This window comes from Ktedonobacter sp. SOSP1-52 (assembly GCF_016587395.1).
Window position 1 is genome coordinate 2,074,802 of record NZ_BNJH01000002.1, and the last position, 16,294, is coordinate 2,091,095.

A 16,294-nucleotide genomic window follows, 5' to 3' on the forward strand; every position below is an offset into this window, starting at 1 on the left:
GAGGGGACTGGCTAAGCTGCCAGTCCCCTCTTCTTGCTTGGCTACATCTTGCGACTATTCCTATAAGGTGACGAAAGAGACACCTGAGCTGGGATAGGAGAAATCCCAGTAGGAGAGAATGCCAAAGCCTCCACCGTTAGCGTACCAGTTATAGTTACTGGTATGCACCGTTCCATTGGCATTTATCGACTCAACAATCGCGACGTGGCCATAACCGCCCGCCCCTTGTACGCCGGGTTGTAGGACGATAATGGCGCCAACAGTTGGCATAGAAGAGACCTTCCAGCCATAGGCGCTAGCCTGACCAGCCCACTCCCAGGCATTACCATACCAGGGCACCCAGACGCCGTGCAACTGGTGAAAGCGATAGGCAGCCCAATAGGTACACTGACCCTGAAAGAAGTGATTACTCGTGCTATCTCCAAGCGTTGGGCCCGTGTTGGTCACACCTGCATATGTTTTGTTCCCCGGATCAAAGCCATCCTGCGTTACCGCTGTAGCTGTAGCCGCCTGCGCAGGCAACGAGGCACTATTGTCGCCTTTATTATCAAAGAGGTTACTCAGGGATTTGGCAATGCCATTCGGACCTATCTGCGCGGGAGCCTGGGTCGCACTGACCGCCAATAGGGTACCTGCCATAATACAAATTAACAGCGCGGTGACTGCGATATGCACCACCATGCGCCTTCCCTTAGGGGGTCGCATACCACTTGAAGGCTTGCCAGAACCCGCGATGACGACCGGGACGCGCAAGGCAGTGGTATTGCTCTTGGTGACTGGAAACTGGCCAGTCCTGCTCTGCACATCAAGAGAGAGCTGACGCGTCGCGCGAGGATTGGCACCTGTATCAAATAAGGCACCGCTAGCTTGTGGGGCAGGCATAGACCCGGTATGAAAATAGGGAGCCTCACCGGGTGCAAAGAAGTCTCTGGAATACGCATCTGTTGAAGCGGGACGCTCGGGGAAAGCGGCTTGCTCTACATACGGTTCATTCCTTGCGCTGTTTGACAAGAATGAGCTGTTATCGTTGCGCTGCTGCGTAAACTTCTCTGATTTCTGATCCGTAGACGACATACAATATTTCCTTCACTCTTCAAAACGCGCTGCTTTTTTCTATTACCCAACATCCCAGCCCTTCAGCATCTTTTTTGACTTTACCCGAGTATCTCCATAAGGGTCAAGTTGACTTCGTATATGTAGGCCTATAGTCCTAATATCTGTTAGCTTCTCAACCATAAGCTAAAACTCAGCAAATGCATGGAAATCCTCTAAAAAAACGCTTATAGAAATACAGATAGAGTCACAAGAGAGGGAAGCGCGCTGAGGGCGGGTCAAGCTAAAGGTTGTAGGATATAATAAGAAGGGTGGTCAATTTTTTTATACGTGGCAAGGTTTTCAGGAAGTGAGTACTCAAAAACAATGATTTCCCGCGTGCGTCGCTACATACTGTTCTTGTTTCTCGTCTTCTTATTGGCAGCATGTACAACTGCTGGTTTCTCAAAAAGTATGGATGGAGGGACCGTGACAGCCAGTTCTCAGCCATCAGCGGTACCAGGCTTTGTAGACCAGGCCATCACCACCTGTCCGGCAGAGCTTGCAAACTATCAGGGATGCCATACCCCCTATACCCTTCGCCAGGCATATGATGTAGAATCTCTTACCAAACAGGGATTCACCGGAAAAGGTCAGACAGTTGTGGTTATTGTCTCCTTTGGCAGTCCCACATTGCAAAAAGACCTGGATGCGTTCAGCCGGCAATTTGAGCTACCCCAATCCCGTGTGCAAATCCTCTCACCACTAGGAATCGTGCCGTTCAACGCACAGGACTCTGACATGGTGGGCTGGGCAACTGAAACAACCCTGGATGTGCAGCTCATCCATGCTATGGCCCCCGAGGCCAATATCGTCGTGATGACAAGTCCGGTGAGTGAGACGCAGGGCGTGCAAGGACTGCCCGAGTTTAAGCGGCTCGAAGAGTACGCGGTCAATCATCACCTGGGGCAGATATTTTCTCAGAGCTGGGCCGCATCTGAGGCTACTCTTGCCGACCAGGCTGGGCAGCAGCTCATCAAAAGCTACGCGGACTTTTACAAACAAGCAACCCTGCAAGATCACTGGACGATCTTTGTGGGGGCGGGCGATCAGGGCGCGACCGATTTCGCGGACCTGAACTCAACGAAGCTCGTTAATGCACGCAATGTGACCTTTCCCGCCGACGTTCCCTGGGTAACGGCTGTGGGGGGAACAACCCTTGCCAGCAGTCAAGACGCAACTATAGAGCGCGCCTGGCCTGGAAGCGGGGGCGGCTTTAGCAAATTTTTCACGCAGCCAGACTATCAAAAAGCCCTGCCTTCATCCATACAGACGCAATCTGGTGGACAGCGCGGGCTACCTGATGTCTCTGCGAATGCTGATCCCTCTACGGGCATGAGCTTCTACTACAATGGGCACTGGTCGCTGACGGGTGGAACCAGTGCGAGCACACCTACATGGGCGGGACTTATGGCCATCACCAATCAGCTCGCGGGCCATCCCCTCGGCTTTATCAATCCGACGCTTTACAGCCTGGGCCAGGGGACGGGAGAGCAACAAAACTTTCATGATGTGACACTTGGGGACAATAGTAACCAGAGCACCAAAGGTGGAGAGACGGTAAACGTCAAGGGCTTTCAAGCGGTCCCCGGCTGGGACGCAGTTACAGGACTGGGCACCCCCAAAGGATCTTCACTACTTCGCAATCTGGCCGCGACCACAAAATAGGAGGAGTCATGCGACTATCAAAACTACGAGGCGCTTGCATCTTGCTACTTTTAAGCTTCATGCTGCTCTCCTGTGAGTATCCCGTAAGCACCACGGGTACATCGAATTCAGGGCAGGGCGATACCTCCGCCACGGGAAAAAATCGCTTCACCAACGTGAGTACGACCTGTCCCAAACCACTTGCGCGCATCTCAAGCTGCCTGACGCCCTATAGCATGCGCCAGGTCTACGGCATCCAATCCCTGATCGATCAGGGCTTCACGGGAAAAGGGCAGACGATTATCGATATCGTCTCCTTCGGCAGCCCTACTTTGAAGGCAGACATGGACGTTTTCGACAAAACGTTTGGCCTCCCACCCGTCAATCTCGAGGTCATTGCGCCTCTTAATGTACCCGAGAAGGATCCCCACGGTGACAAAGATGGCTGGGGCGATGAGACCACCCTGGATGTACAGATTATCCATGCCATGGCTCCCGAAGCCAAAATCGTCGTTTTGGTGAGTCCGGTAGCCGAGACCGAGGGCACCTTTGGTCTGCCCGAGTTCCGCGCGCTTGAGCAATATGTGATGGACCACAACCTTGGTTCTATTGTCTCCCAGAGCTGGGGTGCCTCCGAATTGACGCTCAAAGACAGCGCAGGCCAGCAAGAGCTTCAACAATGGGATACCCTCTTACAAAAGGGAACCACTAAGATGGGCATCACCTACTTTAACTCCTCTGGCGACCAGGGCGCGACCGACTACGCGGACGATAACAAGAAGATGGGCAACGTGCCCGCGACCAGTTTTGCCGCCTCTTCTCCCTGGGTAACCGCTGTGGGAGGAACAACCGTCAACCGCAAAGCTGGCAACACATCCGGAGCAAACGAGCAAGCCTGGAGTGGGAGTGGAGGCGGCTTTAGCCTCTTCTTTAAAGCCCCCGATTTTCAGCAGGGCTTGTCAGCCAGTATTCAGCAGCAGCTACAAGGACGTCGTGGTGTTCCCGATGTCTCAGGCGATGCTGATCCCTATAGTGGCCTGGCCTTCTACCGCAAGGGCAACTGGAATATGGCTGGAGGCACCAGCGCCAGTGCGCCTCTCTGGGCCGCGATCATGGCGCTCGCCAACCAGGCTGCGGGTCACCCGCTGGGCTTTATCAACCCGACGCTGTATAAGCTGGCGGCATCCGATCAGTATGATCACCTCTTCAATGATGTCATCCTGGGCGACAATACCAATCAGGGCGCCCGTGTCCGAGGCTATCCTGCCATCAAAGGCTGGGATCCCGTCACCGGCCTGGGCACACCCAAAGCCGATAAACTGGTTCCCGCACTCGTCAAGGCCATGAAAACTTCATAGTCACAAACCATTCACATCCTTGCCGATGTTAGTAAAGAAGAGTGCTGAGGTGGCTGGGCAGATGCCCAGCCACCTCAGCACTCTTCTTTCGCACCTTAAAGCACGCTTGCACTTTAGAACTATGCACGCTATGCTACTCAAAAAAGCACGTATTCACTACCACTATTAGGGAAAAAGAATGACAACAAACGCTCTCTGGACACCCATGCTTCTACTGGGCGGCCTGGTCGCCCTGCTTGGTTCGGTGCTGGTTGGTTTCCTGGGCTGGAAATATCGCCGTCGCACCTCGTTGAGTAGCTCTACTCTTACCGAGCCACCCAGGGACCTCTCGCCCGCGCTCAGTGGGATGCTACTGGCGGTCAATCCCAATCCAGGCTGGAAGCAGGTGCTTGCCACGCTTTTTGACCTGGCGCAGAAAGGGGCGCTCAGTTTTGCCGAAGTTCCCCCACCCAAATCTACACAGTATAAAATGTTTGCGCTCAGGAAACAGCCCTACGCAGGCGCACTCTCCGCCTCGGAACGGGGACTCCTTAACGTGCTCTTCGGCATAGAACAAACCGAGCTACCACTCAGCGAACTCTCGAAAGTGTATAAACGCCAGGCTAACGCATTCACCACGCCGCTACGAGCTGAACTACAGGCGCACGGCTTCCTCGACCCCGAACGCCAGCAGATACGCCAGCGCTTCGGGCGCGGGAGCCTGGTGCTCCTCTTGCTCTCCCTGGTAGGTATTATCGCCAGTTTGCTTGTAGGTTCAACTTCGGTCATCTGGCCAATTATTTTTCCCGCCCTGGGCCTGCTTGCCGTCAGCACGCTATCATTCTTCATTATGTTGTATTATTCTCCCCTGAGCGATCGAGGGGCCGAGGCCGCGCAGGCCGGCCGCAGTTTTAGCGATTACTTGCTTGCCATAAGCACTAAGGCACATATGAACGTAGAGCCTGGCCTCTTTGACCGCTACCTGCCCTATGCCACCAGCTATGGCTTACTGCGCCAGTGGGTACGCCGCTCCCAACGGCAGGAGCCAGCATCCATCCCAGCCTGGTTTATGCACTTGGAAACGGAGCGTGCAGAGAGCTTCAACACCTTTATCACCGTTATGGTCGCGGCACATACAACAGGGAGCACCGGGGCGGGACGAGCGGCTATACTGGGACAACAATGAGTGGAAAAGTCAAGAAAGGTACGGCAAAGGAGCCAGCTAGCTAGCTGGCTCCTTAAGACTGAGTGTCCGCAAAAAGAGGAGTTTTAGAGATTAGCCAGAAGTCCCTGTGCATAGCAGAGTTCCGCGTTTAACACGGAGCCTCCAGCCGCGCCACGAATGGTGTTGTGTCCCAGCACCACGAATTTGTAGCTAAAAATCGGGCAGGGACGGAGCCGACCCAGAACCGCGCTCATCCCCTTACCAGCGTCGCGATCACGCACTGTCTGGGGACGGTCAACCTCGCGCCGATAGATCAGCGCCTGCTCAGGAGCACTTGGGAGGTCCAGCTGCTGTGGCAGGGGGCGATAGCTTTCCCAGACCGCGATAATCTCTTCAGGGCTTGCCTCGCGCTCCAGTTCGACGCTCGCGCACTCCAGGTGGCCCTCACGTGTAGAGACACGCGTACAATGCGCGCTAACGGCCAGAGGGGCATCGACAAAGCCCTGGCCTTCCTGCCAGGAGCCAAGCATCTTCCGAGTCTCGCTCTCCAATTTCTCCTCCTCACCCCCAATATAGGGGATGACATTATCGAGGATGTCATAGGAAGGCAGGCCAGGATAGCCAGCACCCGAGATGGCCTGCAAGGTTGTCAGGAGCACCTTACGCACACCAAAGGCCTCCTGCAATGGCTTTAGAGCCATGACTAGAGGGGTCGCCGAGCAGTTGGCATTGGTAATAATAAAGCCAGGCCAGCCACGCTCCTTGCGCTGGAAGGCGATAGCCGCGATATGATCCGCATTTACCTCAGGGATGAGCAGAGGCACATCGGGAGCCATGCGGTGGTTCTTAGCATTACTAAAGACCGCCACGCCTGCGTGGGCAAAGGCCTCCTCAATATCACCCGCGACCTCGCCCGGCAGGGCCGAGAACACAACCTTGACGCCTGGTAACGCCTCAGGACGACAGGCCACCACTGGCAGGGACGCGACCTCAGCGGGCATCTCGCTATTGGGCAGACGCCAGCGCGTGGCTTCACTATAGGCACGCCCACCGTGCTGCTCAGAGGCCGCCAGGGCCACCAGTTCAAACCAGGGATGCCCCTGAAGCAGATCAATAAAACGCTGTCCAACCATTCCGGTCGCTCCCAGAACCGCGACCGGGATACGCTTGTAAGTCTGTGTAGCCATAATTGATTTCCTAAACCAGAGAGCGCGTTAAGCGCGAGACGCCGAGGTAGCAAGCGATGACTCTTTCGTGGTGGCCTGCGCATGACGCACCAGGGGAATAGCGGGCGCGATCAACTCACGGTGCAGACTGCGCAATGCGCGCACGCTGGCACGATCCTCCACAATAAGTGTGATCCCCTGCTCAGAGGAACCTTGAGCAATGACCAGGATGCGCTCATGTGCAAGCGCGGCGACGGCATGAGCGGGACTCATTGGATCCGAGACAAAGCCTGACCCGATACAGGCACAGGCAGCCAGGGCACGCCGACAACGCACCAGCCAATCACCCATATCATGCTGTAGAGCTGCGATAATAGAATCCGCTGCCTGCTCCTCCACGACAAACGAGAGGTGGTGACCCGAGGATGAACAAATAGCGATAGGCGCTGCCCCCACGCGTGCGGCAAGCTCAAAGACCTGGCCTGCATTCTCCGGCGCGCCAAACAAATTCGTGCTCTCCATCGTAATTAATGCCAGGTTGCGGCGGACGGTAATCGCTCGCGCCCCACTTAAGCCATTGACACCATTCACCACTGGCCCAACCACCGTACCACGCAGATGCGGGCGAAACGTGTTGCGCACCCGCACCGGAATGTTACGCGGGGCCACCGGAATCAAGGTGCGAGGGTGTAGCACCTTGGCGCCAAACCAGGAGAGGCGAGCCGCCTCAGCATAGCTCAAGTGTGGCAGTAAACGCGCGTTCGCGATCAAACGGGGATCCGTTGTCAGTACGCCATCCACATCGGTATAGATCGTGACCTCCTGGCAATCAAGGGCCGCCCCGATAACCGTCGCCGAGTAATCCGAGCCATTGCGCCCAAGCGTTGTAACATAGCCTGTGAGAGTCCGACCAAGAAAACCGCAGGCAATGGGGGTCACCCCCTCTGCAAGCAAGGGATCAATCAGGCCATGAGCATTTTCAGCGGTCTCTCTCGGCAAGGGTTCGGCACCCACAACGACTCCAAAGGGCTGAGTGTCATCATTAAGTTGAGGAGGGGTGGTAATAATAATCTCTTTCTGGATAGCCTGCGCAGCTGTTCCCAGGTCGCGCACAGCCGCGGCAACCAGCAAAACCGAGAGACGTTCGCCATAGGACGCAACAGCCGCGGTACGCAGTGTGACATTTTGCCCCTGCTGGGCAACGAGTTGGAGCGCCTTCACATCTCGCTCCAGAGCTTCAAGAGTCGAAAGCAGGTTGCCCAGGAGTTGAGCCTGGTGCTCGCGCTGCTCCACCACTTCGGCGGCAGCGTCAAAATGCTTCTGCTTTAACTGCTTTAGCTCGCGCGCGCACTCCTCATTCGTGCCAGTACAGGCATAGCGGGCCAGGCGGAGCAATTGATCGGTCACACCTGACATCGCCGAGACCACCACAACAGGCGTGGGGCTATCCTTGCCACTGCGCGCTTCGACGACATGATCCGCCACAATCTTCGCTACCTGCCGAATACGCTCACCATTGCCAACAGAGGTTCCACCAAACTTGAGAACACAAACCGCGTGTTGCATTTTCTTTACCGTCCCTCAAACAAAGCATCCTGCCGCCCTTCATGAGCGGGAGGCTAACCCCTTAACCGTGGAGTAGTCTTCCCGCTCACGAAGCCTCATCTGCTATACATTTGACAATTCTTCAACGCCGCTCACAGCCGCTTTCAGCGCCTGGTCCAGATCGCCAATCAGATCCTCAACCGTCTCAATACCAATCGAGAGGCGAATGAAATCTGGCGTGACACCCGCTGAAATCTGCTCATCAGGTGTCAACTGTGCATGCGTAGTGCTGGCGGGATGAATAATCAGTGACTTGGAATCGCCCACATTCGCCAGGTGCGAGAAGAGTTCGATATGCTGAATCAGGCGCTTGCCTGCTTCAACACCGCCTTTAATGCCAAAGCCAAGGATCGCTCCATAGCCATGAGTGAAGTATTTCTTCGCCAGTTCATGCTGTGGATGATCTGGCAGGCCCGGATAGCTCACCCAGCTTACAGCAGGATGCGACTGCAGGAACTCCGCGATGCGCAGCGCGTTCTGGCTATGGCGCTCCATGCGCAGGGCCAGCGTCTCCAGACCTTGCAGGAAGAGCCAGGAGTTAAACGGCGTTGTGGCCGCACCCAGGTCACGTAGTAGCTGTACACGTGCCTTGAGGATATAAGCCAGGGGTCCAAACGCCTCCACATAGCGCAGGCCATGATAAGAGGGATCAGGCTCAACCAGTCCAGGGAAGCGTCCGCTCCCCGCCCAGTCAAATTTACCGCTATCGACAATAATGCCGCCGATAGAGGTACCATGTCCATTGATAAACTTGGTCGCTGAATGGATCACAATATCCGCGCCATGCTTAATCGGCTGGACCAGGTAGGGCGTTGCCAGCGTATTGTCGACAATCAGCGGTAGGCCATGCTCATGGGCAATCGCGGCCACGGCGCTAATATCCAATGTATCCAGGCGGGGATTTCCCACGGTCTCCGCGAAAATAGCCTTGGTACGCGCGTTAATAGCCGCGCGGAAGTTTTCAGGATTACGACTATCGACAAAATGCGTAGTAATACCCAGCTTGGGCAGGGTATAGTGCAGCAGATTGTATGTCCCACCATACAGACTTGCGGACGATACAATTTCATCACCAGCGCCCGCAATATTGAGAATCGCCAATGTTTCGGCCGCCTGGCCCGAAGAGGTTGCGAGCGCGCCCACGCCGCCTTCCAGCGCCGCCACACGACGCTCAAAGGCATCCTGAGTGGGGTTCATAATACGAGTATAGATGTTGCCAAACTGTTTGAGGGCAAAGAGATTGGCGGCATGTTCAGGGCTGTCAAAGACATACGAGCTTGTCTGATAGATAGGGACCGCGCGGGCATTCGTTGCTTTGTCCGCGGTCTCCTGACCTGCATGAAGCGACAGTGTCTCAAAACCATACTCACGATCACTGTTCAAAGCCATGATAGTCGTACTCCTTAGAAGCTGTTAGCCAAACGTTTAAAGCTGCTGTAATGCCACAGTCATTTGTGCCCACTCTTTCAAGAAGGCATCGTGTCCATGAGGTGAATTTAATTCAATATACGTTGCATTCCCGCCAAGCTGGCGCACTCTCTCAGCAAGCGTCCGCACATGCCTGGCCGGGAAGAGAAAATCAGAATTAATACCAATAAATAACACCTTGCTACGAATACGCGCCAGGGCTGCATCCAGTGAGGAGAAGCCCTCACTGATATCAAAGAGATCCATCGCCCGGCTCAGGTAGAGATAGCTATTAGCATCAAAGCGCTGCACCAGGGACTCGCCCTGATGGTAGAGGTAGTTCTCGACATCGAAGCGTCCACCCAGGTCGGGATGGGCTGTCGGTGATGTTACCTCTTCTCTGCGAGCTGCATGCCGCCCAAAGCGCTGCTCCATCGATTCCTCGCTCTGGTAGGTAATCATCGCCAGCATACGGGCGATGCTCAAGCCGGTAGCGGGACCGCGACCAGAAGCATAGTCGCCGCAGTTCCATTGTGGATCCGCCATAATGGCCTGGCGTGCCACCTCGTTAAAGGCGATTCCCTGGGCAGTAAGGCTGCCAGAAGCCGCAATGACGGCCACACGCTGCACCATTTCTGGATACAACACAGCCCAGGCCAGGGCTTGCTGTCCACCAATCGAACCGCCATACACGGCAGCCAATTGGCGCACCCCCAGGTGCTCCACCAGGGTATGCTGCGCGCGCACCATGTCATGAATAGTAATTATCGGGAAACGCATACCATAAGGATGTTCAGTACGAGGATCAATCGAGGCTGGTCCAGTACTTCCACTGCAGCCACCCAGTACGTTGGAGCAGATCACGAAGTAGCGATCGGTATCAATGGTGCATCCCGGACCGATCAAGGGATTCCACCACGCGGTCTTGGCATCATCAGGATGCTCGCTATCATGAGCATGCGCATCCCCTGTCAGGGCATGGGTCACGAGAATGGCATTGGTTCCCAGGGCATTTAACGTTCCCCAGGTCTCATATGCCAGGGTGACTGGTCCCAGGAGTCCCCCACGCTGTAATGGCAAACGATCCAGGGTATAGGTGCCGGTGCTCTGTTCTTCACGAATTGGAGTCAAAACCCTTTTGGTATAGTTTATCTGTGCTACCATTCATGCGCTCCTTCTTCTGTTGCCAGCTATCACTTGCGCCATCGCTTAAGCGAGAACGCCCATGCCACAACACTACACTTATTCTGACTTTATGCAGCAGAAACACTGTATTCATATGCTATACCCGAAGGGTGAAGGATAAAAAAACACCCTCACCCACTCCAGGGGCGAGGGTAAACGTCTTCGCGGTACCACCCTGATTTGTCAACGCTTCACAGCGTCAACCTCGACGAGTGCCATAGAATCCACGATAACATTTGTGGGGCACTCTGGCTGATAACGTAGCCACACGGCTCGATCTACTCATTACCGCACAGTTTGTGCGCAACCTTTTCAATCTGCGACTCCGAGGTCATATTCAATGCTGGAATGGCGCTGACCTTCTCATCATCGTCAACTCGCTGTAGCCACCCGTAACATTTACTCGTCCTCTTCTTCGTCTTTCCTACCAGTTTTCACACGGTGTTGAGAGAGCTTCATAAGCTACTTTTTCTAAGCTCCTATTCCGAAACCCAACGTCGCTCTCGCGACTAGCGCTTCCGCGCTCAGGGTTTCGGAGAAGCAATACGCCCTATTTTTGGGTAACAAAAAAACCCCTCTTCAGGGGCTTCGCTACCTCGCTATTCCCCTCATCTTGCAAAGCAAAGCTTTGCCGGAATTGGCACCCTTCGTGCGACATTGCAGCGGGTTGCCGGGCTTCACAGGGCCGTATCCCTCCACCTCTCTGGATGAGTGCAGTTCTTCATGTAACTGCGTGTATAGATTGTACAAATGTGCGATTGTGTTTCTAAACTTGTTACCCATAAGTATAGACAACCTGGAAATCATTTGTCAAGGCCAAAACACAGCGATTTTTCCTTTCGTCAAACAATATTGTTGAGTAAACAATCCAGCCTCCCCTTAAAAGCTGCTGAATAGGCGTATATAGCGCAATAAAGTCTCTTCTCTATCCGCTTATTTGTTTATCTTTACAAGTTTTTTTGCAGAAACATTATCAACTTTATTATCTCTTATACGTTAAAAACATAAAAAACTATCCTGACATTTCCAGCATCTATTGCATTAACAATAAATATCTGGTACATTAGATACTGAAAAGCTATCTGCTAAGCGCCCGTTGTAGTTGCTGATACGCCAGCCATCAGCAGAGGTGTTCCTTAGCCAGGTTCCCGCAAGCCACATTTAGAAGCCATTTTTAAAAGCCTATATTTGTTGGAGACGAAAGGGCTCAGTATCTATGCGTTCCACCTCTTTAAGCGAACAATTCGCCATCCCACCAAACGCAGAGTCTTTCGTTGGATCAGCCAATATGCATCCTCACTTTACAGCCAATCACCTTTTGCCTCAAGATATTCAGGGGCATGTCCGGGGGCGCCATACCATTACGCACACCTTACGTTCACAAGCTACCCTCATCCTCTTTGTTGAGTCACAAGACGCGACAATACCGCTCTGTCTTAAGCTCTGGCATGCCTTCGAGAACGACATCTATGTGACCAGCGACATCGACACCTGCAACTCCTATACGCTAAATGGATTCGCCTTTAACCGGCGTCATGCCCCCGGAGTCTACCTCGGGATTGCCCCCATCTACCATTTTCAAGATCAGCAGTCAATTGAACTAGGGGAACTGCTTACGCATCCTCAGCCTGACCAGCTAGAGAAAGGCATGCTCTATGCCCTGGTCATGAAGCGTCTTCCCCAGAACTGGCGTCTGGATCATCAGATTTACAGGGGCAACTTTGGCACCATGGAGGATATGCGCTTTCTGGCTACCACTATAGCTCATATGCACCAGAACCTTGAACATGCTCCCCCTCACCTGGGTCAACTAAACATCCTGCAAGAGAAGTGGAACTTAAATAAAAGTTTTTTCAATGAAGCCATTGCCCAGCTTCAGCAGATCTTTCCAGAACATGACTTTGCAACACCTCAACATATGATCCTCGACACTATGGAGACCTACTTCCACAACCATAGTGCGCATTTTCAGCAACGCCAGGTCTTTACCAGGCGCTGTCATGGAGACCTGAAAGTCAACAATCTCTGGCTTACCCATACCCCACCACACCAGACCCAGCACCTCTTAGCCCTCGACTGTATCGACTTCAAAGACGAATTTGCCTACATCGACCCAATGAGTGATATTGCCATGCTCGCGATGGATCTCGAAGCCCACCTCATAGTCAGCTGGCAGCATGGACAAGCACTCGATGATACACCAGAACAACTAGTTAACCTATTCTTAAAGTATTATTTAGACCACAACGAATGCACGTATAGCAACCATATCTGGAGATGGTACGGCCTAGAGAAAGCTATAATCTGCACATATGTCAACATTTGTGTAGATAGAGATATACAAAAAGGGATGAGATATGTAGGCAGGGCTATTACTTATGCAAATAAACTTCAACAGCAACTTCTTGGAACATATCACTAATAACAGAAGAGGCAACTAACATTAGCACAGTTCCTTAGCTCGTTAAAGGTGCAACACACAGACGCATTAGAACAAATGAATATTTAGCCACTAGATTCCATCAATACATCCGAATGACAATTATGTAATAAAAAAATACATTCGTCCTATATAATTTATTTAAATTACTTGTATTCGCTATACTATATTCAGGAACCGTGGAAACAATCTTATGCCCTTATATTACTACGTCAAATTTTACCTATAGCTTTTTGTTATCCAAAGGACAAGAATACAGTATTTTTTTGTTTGTATTCTTGTCCTTTGGATAACAAAAAAGATTGGTTCTAGATTGTGTTCTACCACCAGTTCCCATTTAATATAAATAGAAGGGAACGGCACCTCTCGTCCCACATTAAGTGGGCTTAGTGTGCTACGATTCATAAATGGCTAGCCCACGTACTACTACAGTCCCCAGCATAGCAGAAAAAAATGCTTTGGCAGGCATACAACTTAAGCAAAACGATTCAGTTGGCACGCCGAATGAAAAGATTTATGTGGAGGGGAAGCATACCATTCGTAGAAAATATGAATCTTCTGCCACATCCATCTTATTTCTTCAATCCAAAAGAGGAGTGAAGTGGCCATTCTGCGCCAAAATTTGGTTACCTTGCTCTAACGAAGTGTATAACACAAGCACTATTGAAAGGCGACACCGATATACTATTGAAGGATTAGCCTTCAATCACCACTGGGCACCCAGTGTTTATCGGGGCATTGCGCCAGTCATCCAACTAGATAAAAAGACCATTACGCTGGGGAAACTCATAGAACATTCAGGTATTGCTGATCTTGATACATCAGTAGAATATGCTCTCGTCATGAGAGAACTCAAGCAGTCCAGTCGCTTAGATTTGCAACTTCAGAGGAAACACTTTGATAAAGAGACAGAACTACAGCCTCTCGCTCTTCAGATTGCTCAAATGCACAGAAATTTGACCAGGCCATCGCAAGATCAGGATATTCTGGAAGTAATCAAAAAAAAATGGCTATTGAATCGAGCATGTTTTCGAAAAGCAATAAAAAAGATAAAGTCTCCTTCACTCCACTTACAATCCCTATTTTTGTATCTATTTTTATGGTTTTTGATGTTGTGTATTCACAAAAACTTTGGTAAGGAAATTCAACAACGTCAAAGCAAAGTAAGACGCTGCCACGGTGACCTTAAAACCAATAATATTTGGTTGATTGGAACGCAATATAATGTTCTTGACTGTGTTGACTTCCAACCCGATTTTTGCAATATCGATCCACTCAGCGATGTTGCTATGCTCGTTATGGATTTAGAAACTCAGTTATCTCAACATCCCAGTTTGCCACAAAATAGAGTTCAGCCCCTCATCCAAAATTTCACAAACAAATACCTCGAAGAAATGGGCGAAACTAACGAAATTTCTCATCTTTTGCTAAAGTACTATGTCACAGAAAAGGCTATTGTTTGCTCCTATATGTGCATTCTCTTTGATAGTGAATATGATCATAGCTTACTGGAGCAAGGGAAGAGATATCTTGAGACAGCTAAAAAACATACAAAATCCCTTACATTACTGGCTTTTATTAGTTGGTTAAAACATCTCATACCAGTGGCTAGACCCCTTGACACTAAGCAAGGCAAGGCAAAATTTTACAACAACGTTACTCTAAGTGCAACCAATCGGCGTGGTTAAGAGAATATAGCCCTCCATAGTGATTACTGATGAGTTCAACATTATCACTATGATCCTTGAGTTTCTTGCGCAAGTGATGCATACGCTGCGTAAAGGTTGACCGCTCAATGAGTTTCCCCCAGGCTCCATGCATCAACTCTTCCTCGCTACAGCGCACAGGATGTTGTCTGAGCGTTTTGATCAGGTGATACTCTAATTCGGAGAGCGAGAGGCGCTCAGGAGCTTTAGAGGGGCGTACAATAGTAAGCCAGAAGCCACGACTGCTAGGAGGGGTCTGCATCCGTGCTTTCTCCAGCAAATATAGTCGCAGGATCGCACCTGGATAATACACGGGCTGAAAAGGTTCGTAGCGAATTAACCCCTCGTTGGAAAGAATATAGCGCAGCTCCGCCCCCAGGCTGTTCCAGAGATCACTCCTGATCTCTTCATCCGCGTTATGAGTCTCAAATGCGCGCACGAACTCAAAGAAATGAGCCTTCGTCTCGCTATTTCCCTTTTCGATAGCTTCCAATAGACGCTTCCAATGCAGGGTGAGAAAGGTTGTAACCGCACTATTTATCTGCTCGCTCAGTTGTTGCCGACCTTCAATGGGAAGCTCTTGCCAGCGATGGAACTGCATGGCATACAATTGTTTGAAATGGAAGGTATAGTAACAATGTTGCAACAACATATAGGGGTGGCTCCCCGCTTGCTCATATAACCATTGCTGCTCGTCAGGCGTAAATATTTCCTGTCCACCCAGTCGGTAAAAAGTCTCTGTCCACTCCTCACCAAAATCCTCTGGACACTGGCCCAAAAAAGCCAGGGCATCGGTATGCGTCAGGCATTGAAGGACAGTCGTCGTGAAACGTGCCAGGTCGGCCGATACATGGATAAACTGGTCTGCCGGTCTTGGTCGTGCCAGGCTCTGAATGGAGAAAATAACGCCAAAATTCGCAAACTCATCAATTAAATCGACCAGGACACGAATAGCCCCACAGTGATTGAGCAAAGCGATTCCTCGCTCCTGTGGAGTCTGAGCCAGGCTCCCCTCCAATTCAGGGATTGTCATATCAAGACGCGCCAGGCGCTCCACTGCATCAAGCATCACAAAATAACGCGCCTCCGGAAACTCGCGCGCGTAGTAGCGCAGCAAAGACCTCAAGCCCTTGATATCATGGGAGGAAGATGGCAATTTCTCTCCATCGTAGGGAGTATCAAGGCTTCTCTTGCATTCGGCCACGAAGGCAGAGAGTAGCTCTTGCGTACTTTGCGCGTTCTCCAGGGTCGTCAGGTCTATCTGGGTAAAATACAACTGGTCAAGAGCAAACTGCTCGCGTAGATCATGTAGACTTACTTCATCACGCCAAGACCAGGCCACAGAAGACACACCCTTAAGATAGCGTACGAAGGCGGTTTTACCCACCCGAGGAGATCCAGATAAGATAATGGCGCTTTGTTGGTTGGCAATCAGATTTCTAATATCGGTGCTACGACCAGAAACACGGCCAATTCCAGGCATATCTCCCAAACTGAAGGGATTGAACAATGTGCGCCAGGAGTGTATGTCCGACATAAGCATA

General features: G+C 51.7%; 11 protein-coding genes, 1 riboswitch and 1 other annotated feature. Of the genes, 5 read left to right on the forward strand and 6 right to left on the reverse strand.

The features are described 5' to 3' along the window. Positions 1–60: 60 nt before the first annotated feature. Positions 61–1,074 (reverse strand): CHAP domain-containing protein, encoded by a 1,014-nt coding sequence (locus tag JMJ16_RS24395; RefSeq protein WP_201385707.1) that lies wholly within the window; start codon positions 1,072–1,074, stop codon positions 61–63. Between the two features lie 447 nt (positions 1,075–1,521). Between JMJ16_RS24395 and JMJ16_RS24400 the strand changes: the two genes are divergently transcribed. The 3 genes from JMJ16_RS24400 (at position 1,522) to JMJ16_RS24410 (ending at position 5,262) form a co-directional block, all read left to right on the forward strand. Beyond that, positions 1,522–2,760, forward strand: coding sequence for a S8 family serine peptidase (locus JMJ16_RS24400; protein ID WP_201385709.1), 1,239 nt, complete (start codon positions 1,522–1,524; stop codon positions 2,758–2,760). 8 nt (positions 2,761–2,768) lie between these two features. Then, the gene (locus JMJ16_RS24405) at positions 2,769–4,097 is read left to right on the forward strand and encodes a S8 family serine peptidase (RefSeq protein ID WP_201385710.1); all 1,329 of its coding nucleotides are present in this window, start codon (positions 2,769–2,771) and stop codon (positions 4,095–4,097) included. A 178-nt stretch (positions 4,098–4,275) separates the two neighbouring features. Continuing rightward, positions 4,276–5,262: a DUF2207 domain-containing protein gene (locus JMJ16_RS24410; protein WP_201385711.1), complete on the forward strand. Its 987-nt coding sequence runs from the start codon at positions 4,276–4,278 to the stop codon at positions 5,260–5,262. A gap of 83 nt (positions 5,263–5,345) precedes the next feature. Here JMJ16_RS24410 and asd read toward each other — a convergent pair whose 3' ends face one another. The 4 genes from asd to JMJ16_RS24430 all read right to left on the reverse strand — a co-directional run bounded on the left by asd (position 5,346) and on the right by JMJ16_RS24430 (position 10,583). After that, positions 5,346–6,428 (reverse strand): aspartate-semialdehyde dehydrogenase, encoded by a 1,083-nt coding sequence (gene asd / locus JMJ16_RS24415; protein ID WP_201385712.1) that lies wholly within the window; start codon positions 6,426–6,428, stop codon positions 5,346–5,348. Between the two features lie 27 nt (positions 6,429–6,455). After that, positions 6,456–7,973 (reverse strand): aspartate kinase, encoded by a 1,518-nt coding sequence (locus tag JMJ16_RS24420; RefSeq protein ID WP_236601670.1) that lies wholly within the window; start codon positions 7,971–7,973, stop codon positions 6,456–6,458. Positions 7,974–8,075: 102 nt separating this feature from the next. Continuing rightward, positions 8,076–9,401 carry a homocysteine synthase gene (locus JMJ16_RS24425; protein WP_201385713.1) on the reverse strand — a complete coding sequence of 442 codons (1,326 nt, stop codon included), beginning with the start codon at positions 9,399–9,401 and terminating at the stop codon, positions 8,076–8,078. Positions 9,402–9,437: 36 nt separating this feature from the next. Beyond that, positions 9,438–10,583, reverse strand: a complete 1,146-nt coding sequence (locus JMJ16_RS24430; protein WP_201385714.1) for a homoserine O-acetyltransferase — start codon at positions 10,581–10,583, stop codon at positions 9,438–9,440. A gap of 160 nt (positions 10,584–10,743) precedes the next feature. Continuing rightward, positions 10,744–11,029: a binding site (T-box leader), on the reverse strand. 180 nt (positions 11,030–11,209) lie between these two features. Beyond that, positions 11,210–11,318: riboswitch (SAM riboswitch) on the reverse strand. A 502-nt stretch (positions 11,319–11,820) separates the two neighbouring features. Here JMJ16_RS24430 and JMJ16_RS24435 point away from each other — a divergent pair. After that, the gene (locus JMJ16_RS24435; RefSeq protein ID WP_201385715.1) at positions 11,821–13,026 is read left to right on the forward strand and encodes a hypothetical protein; all 1,206 of its coding nucleotides are present in this window, start codon (positions 11,821–11,823) and stop codon (positions 13,024–13,026) included. A 425-nt stretch (positions 13,027–13,451) separates the two neighbouring features. Beyond that, positions 13,452–14,732: a phosphotransferase gene (locus JMJ16_RS24440; protein WP_201385717.1), complete on the forward strand. Its 1,281-nt coding sequence runs from the start codon at positions 13,452–13,454 to the stop codon at positions 14,730–14,732. On the opposite strand, the gene JMJ16_RS24445 is transcribed toward JMJ16_RS24440, so the two are convergent. Further along, positions 14,701–16,287: a helix-turn-helix domain-containing protein gene (locus JMJ16_RS24445; RefSeq protein ID WP_201385719.1), complete on the reverse strand. Its 1,587-nt coding sequence runs from the start codon at positions 16,285–16,287 to the stop codon at positions 14,701–14,703. The two genes, JMJ16_RS24440 and JMJ16_RS24445, sit on opposite strands and share 32 nt — an antisense overlap. Positions 16,288–16,294: the final 7 nt, after the last annotated feature.

Bases quoted from the DNA above. Each gene is read 5' to 3' on its own strand.
- JMJ16_RS24395 (WP_201385707.1), bottom strand. From the start codon at position 1,074: ATGTCGTCTACGGATCAGAAATCAGAGAAGTTTACGCAGCAGCGCAAC.
- JMJ16_RS24405 (WP_201385710.1), top strand. From the start codon at position 2,769: ATGCGACTATCAAAACTACGAGGCGCTTGCATCTTGCTACTTTTAAGC.
- JMJ16_RS24410 (WP_201385711.1), top strand. From the start codon at position 4,276: ATGACAACAAACGCTCTCTGGACACCCATGCTTCTACTGGGCGGCCTG.
- asd (WP_201385712.1), bottom strand. From the start codon at position 6,428: ATGGCTACACAGACTTACAAGCGTATCCCGGTCGCGGTTCTGGGAGCG.
- JMJ16_RS24420 (WP_236601670.1), bottom strand. From the start codon at position 7,973: ATGCAACACGCGGTTTGTGTTCTCAAGTTTGGTGGAACCTCTGTTGGC.
- JMJ16_RS24425 (WP_201385713.1), bottom strand. From the start codon at position 9,401: ATGGCTTTGAACAGTGATCGTGAGTATGGTTTTGAGACACTGTCGCTT.
- JMJ16_RS24430 (WP_201385714.1), bottom strand. From the start codon at position 10,583: ATGGTAGCACAGATAAACTATACCAAAAGGGTTTTGACTCCAATTCGT.
- JMJ16_RS24435 (WP_201385715.1), top strand. From the start codon at position 11,821: ATGCGTTCCACCTCTTTAAGCGAACAATTCGCCATCCCACCAAACGCA.
- JMJ16_RS24440 (WP_201385717.1), top strand. From the start codon at position 13,452: ATGGCTAGCCCACGTACTACTACAGTCCCCAGCATAGCAGAAAAAAAT.
- JMJ16_RS24445 (WP_201385719.1), bottom strand. From the start codon at position 16,287: ATGTCGGACATACACTCCTGGCGCACATTGTTCAATCCCTTCAGTTTG.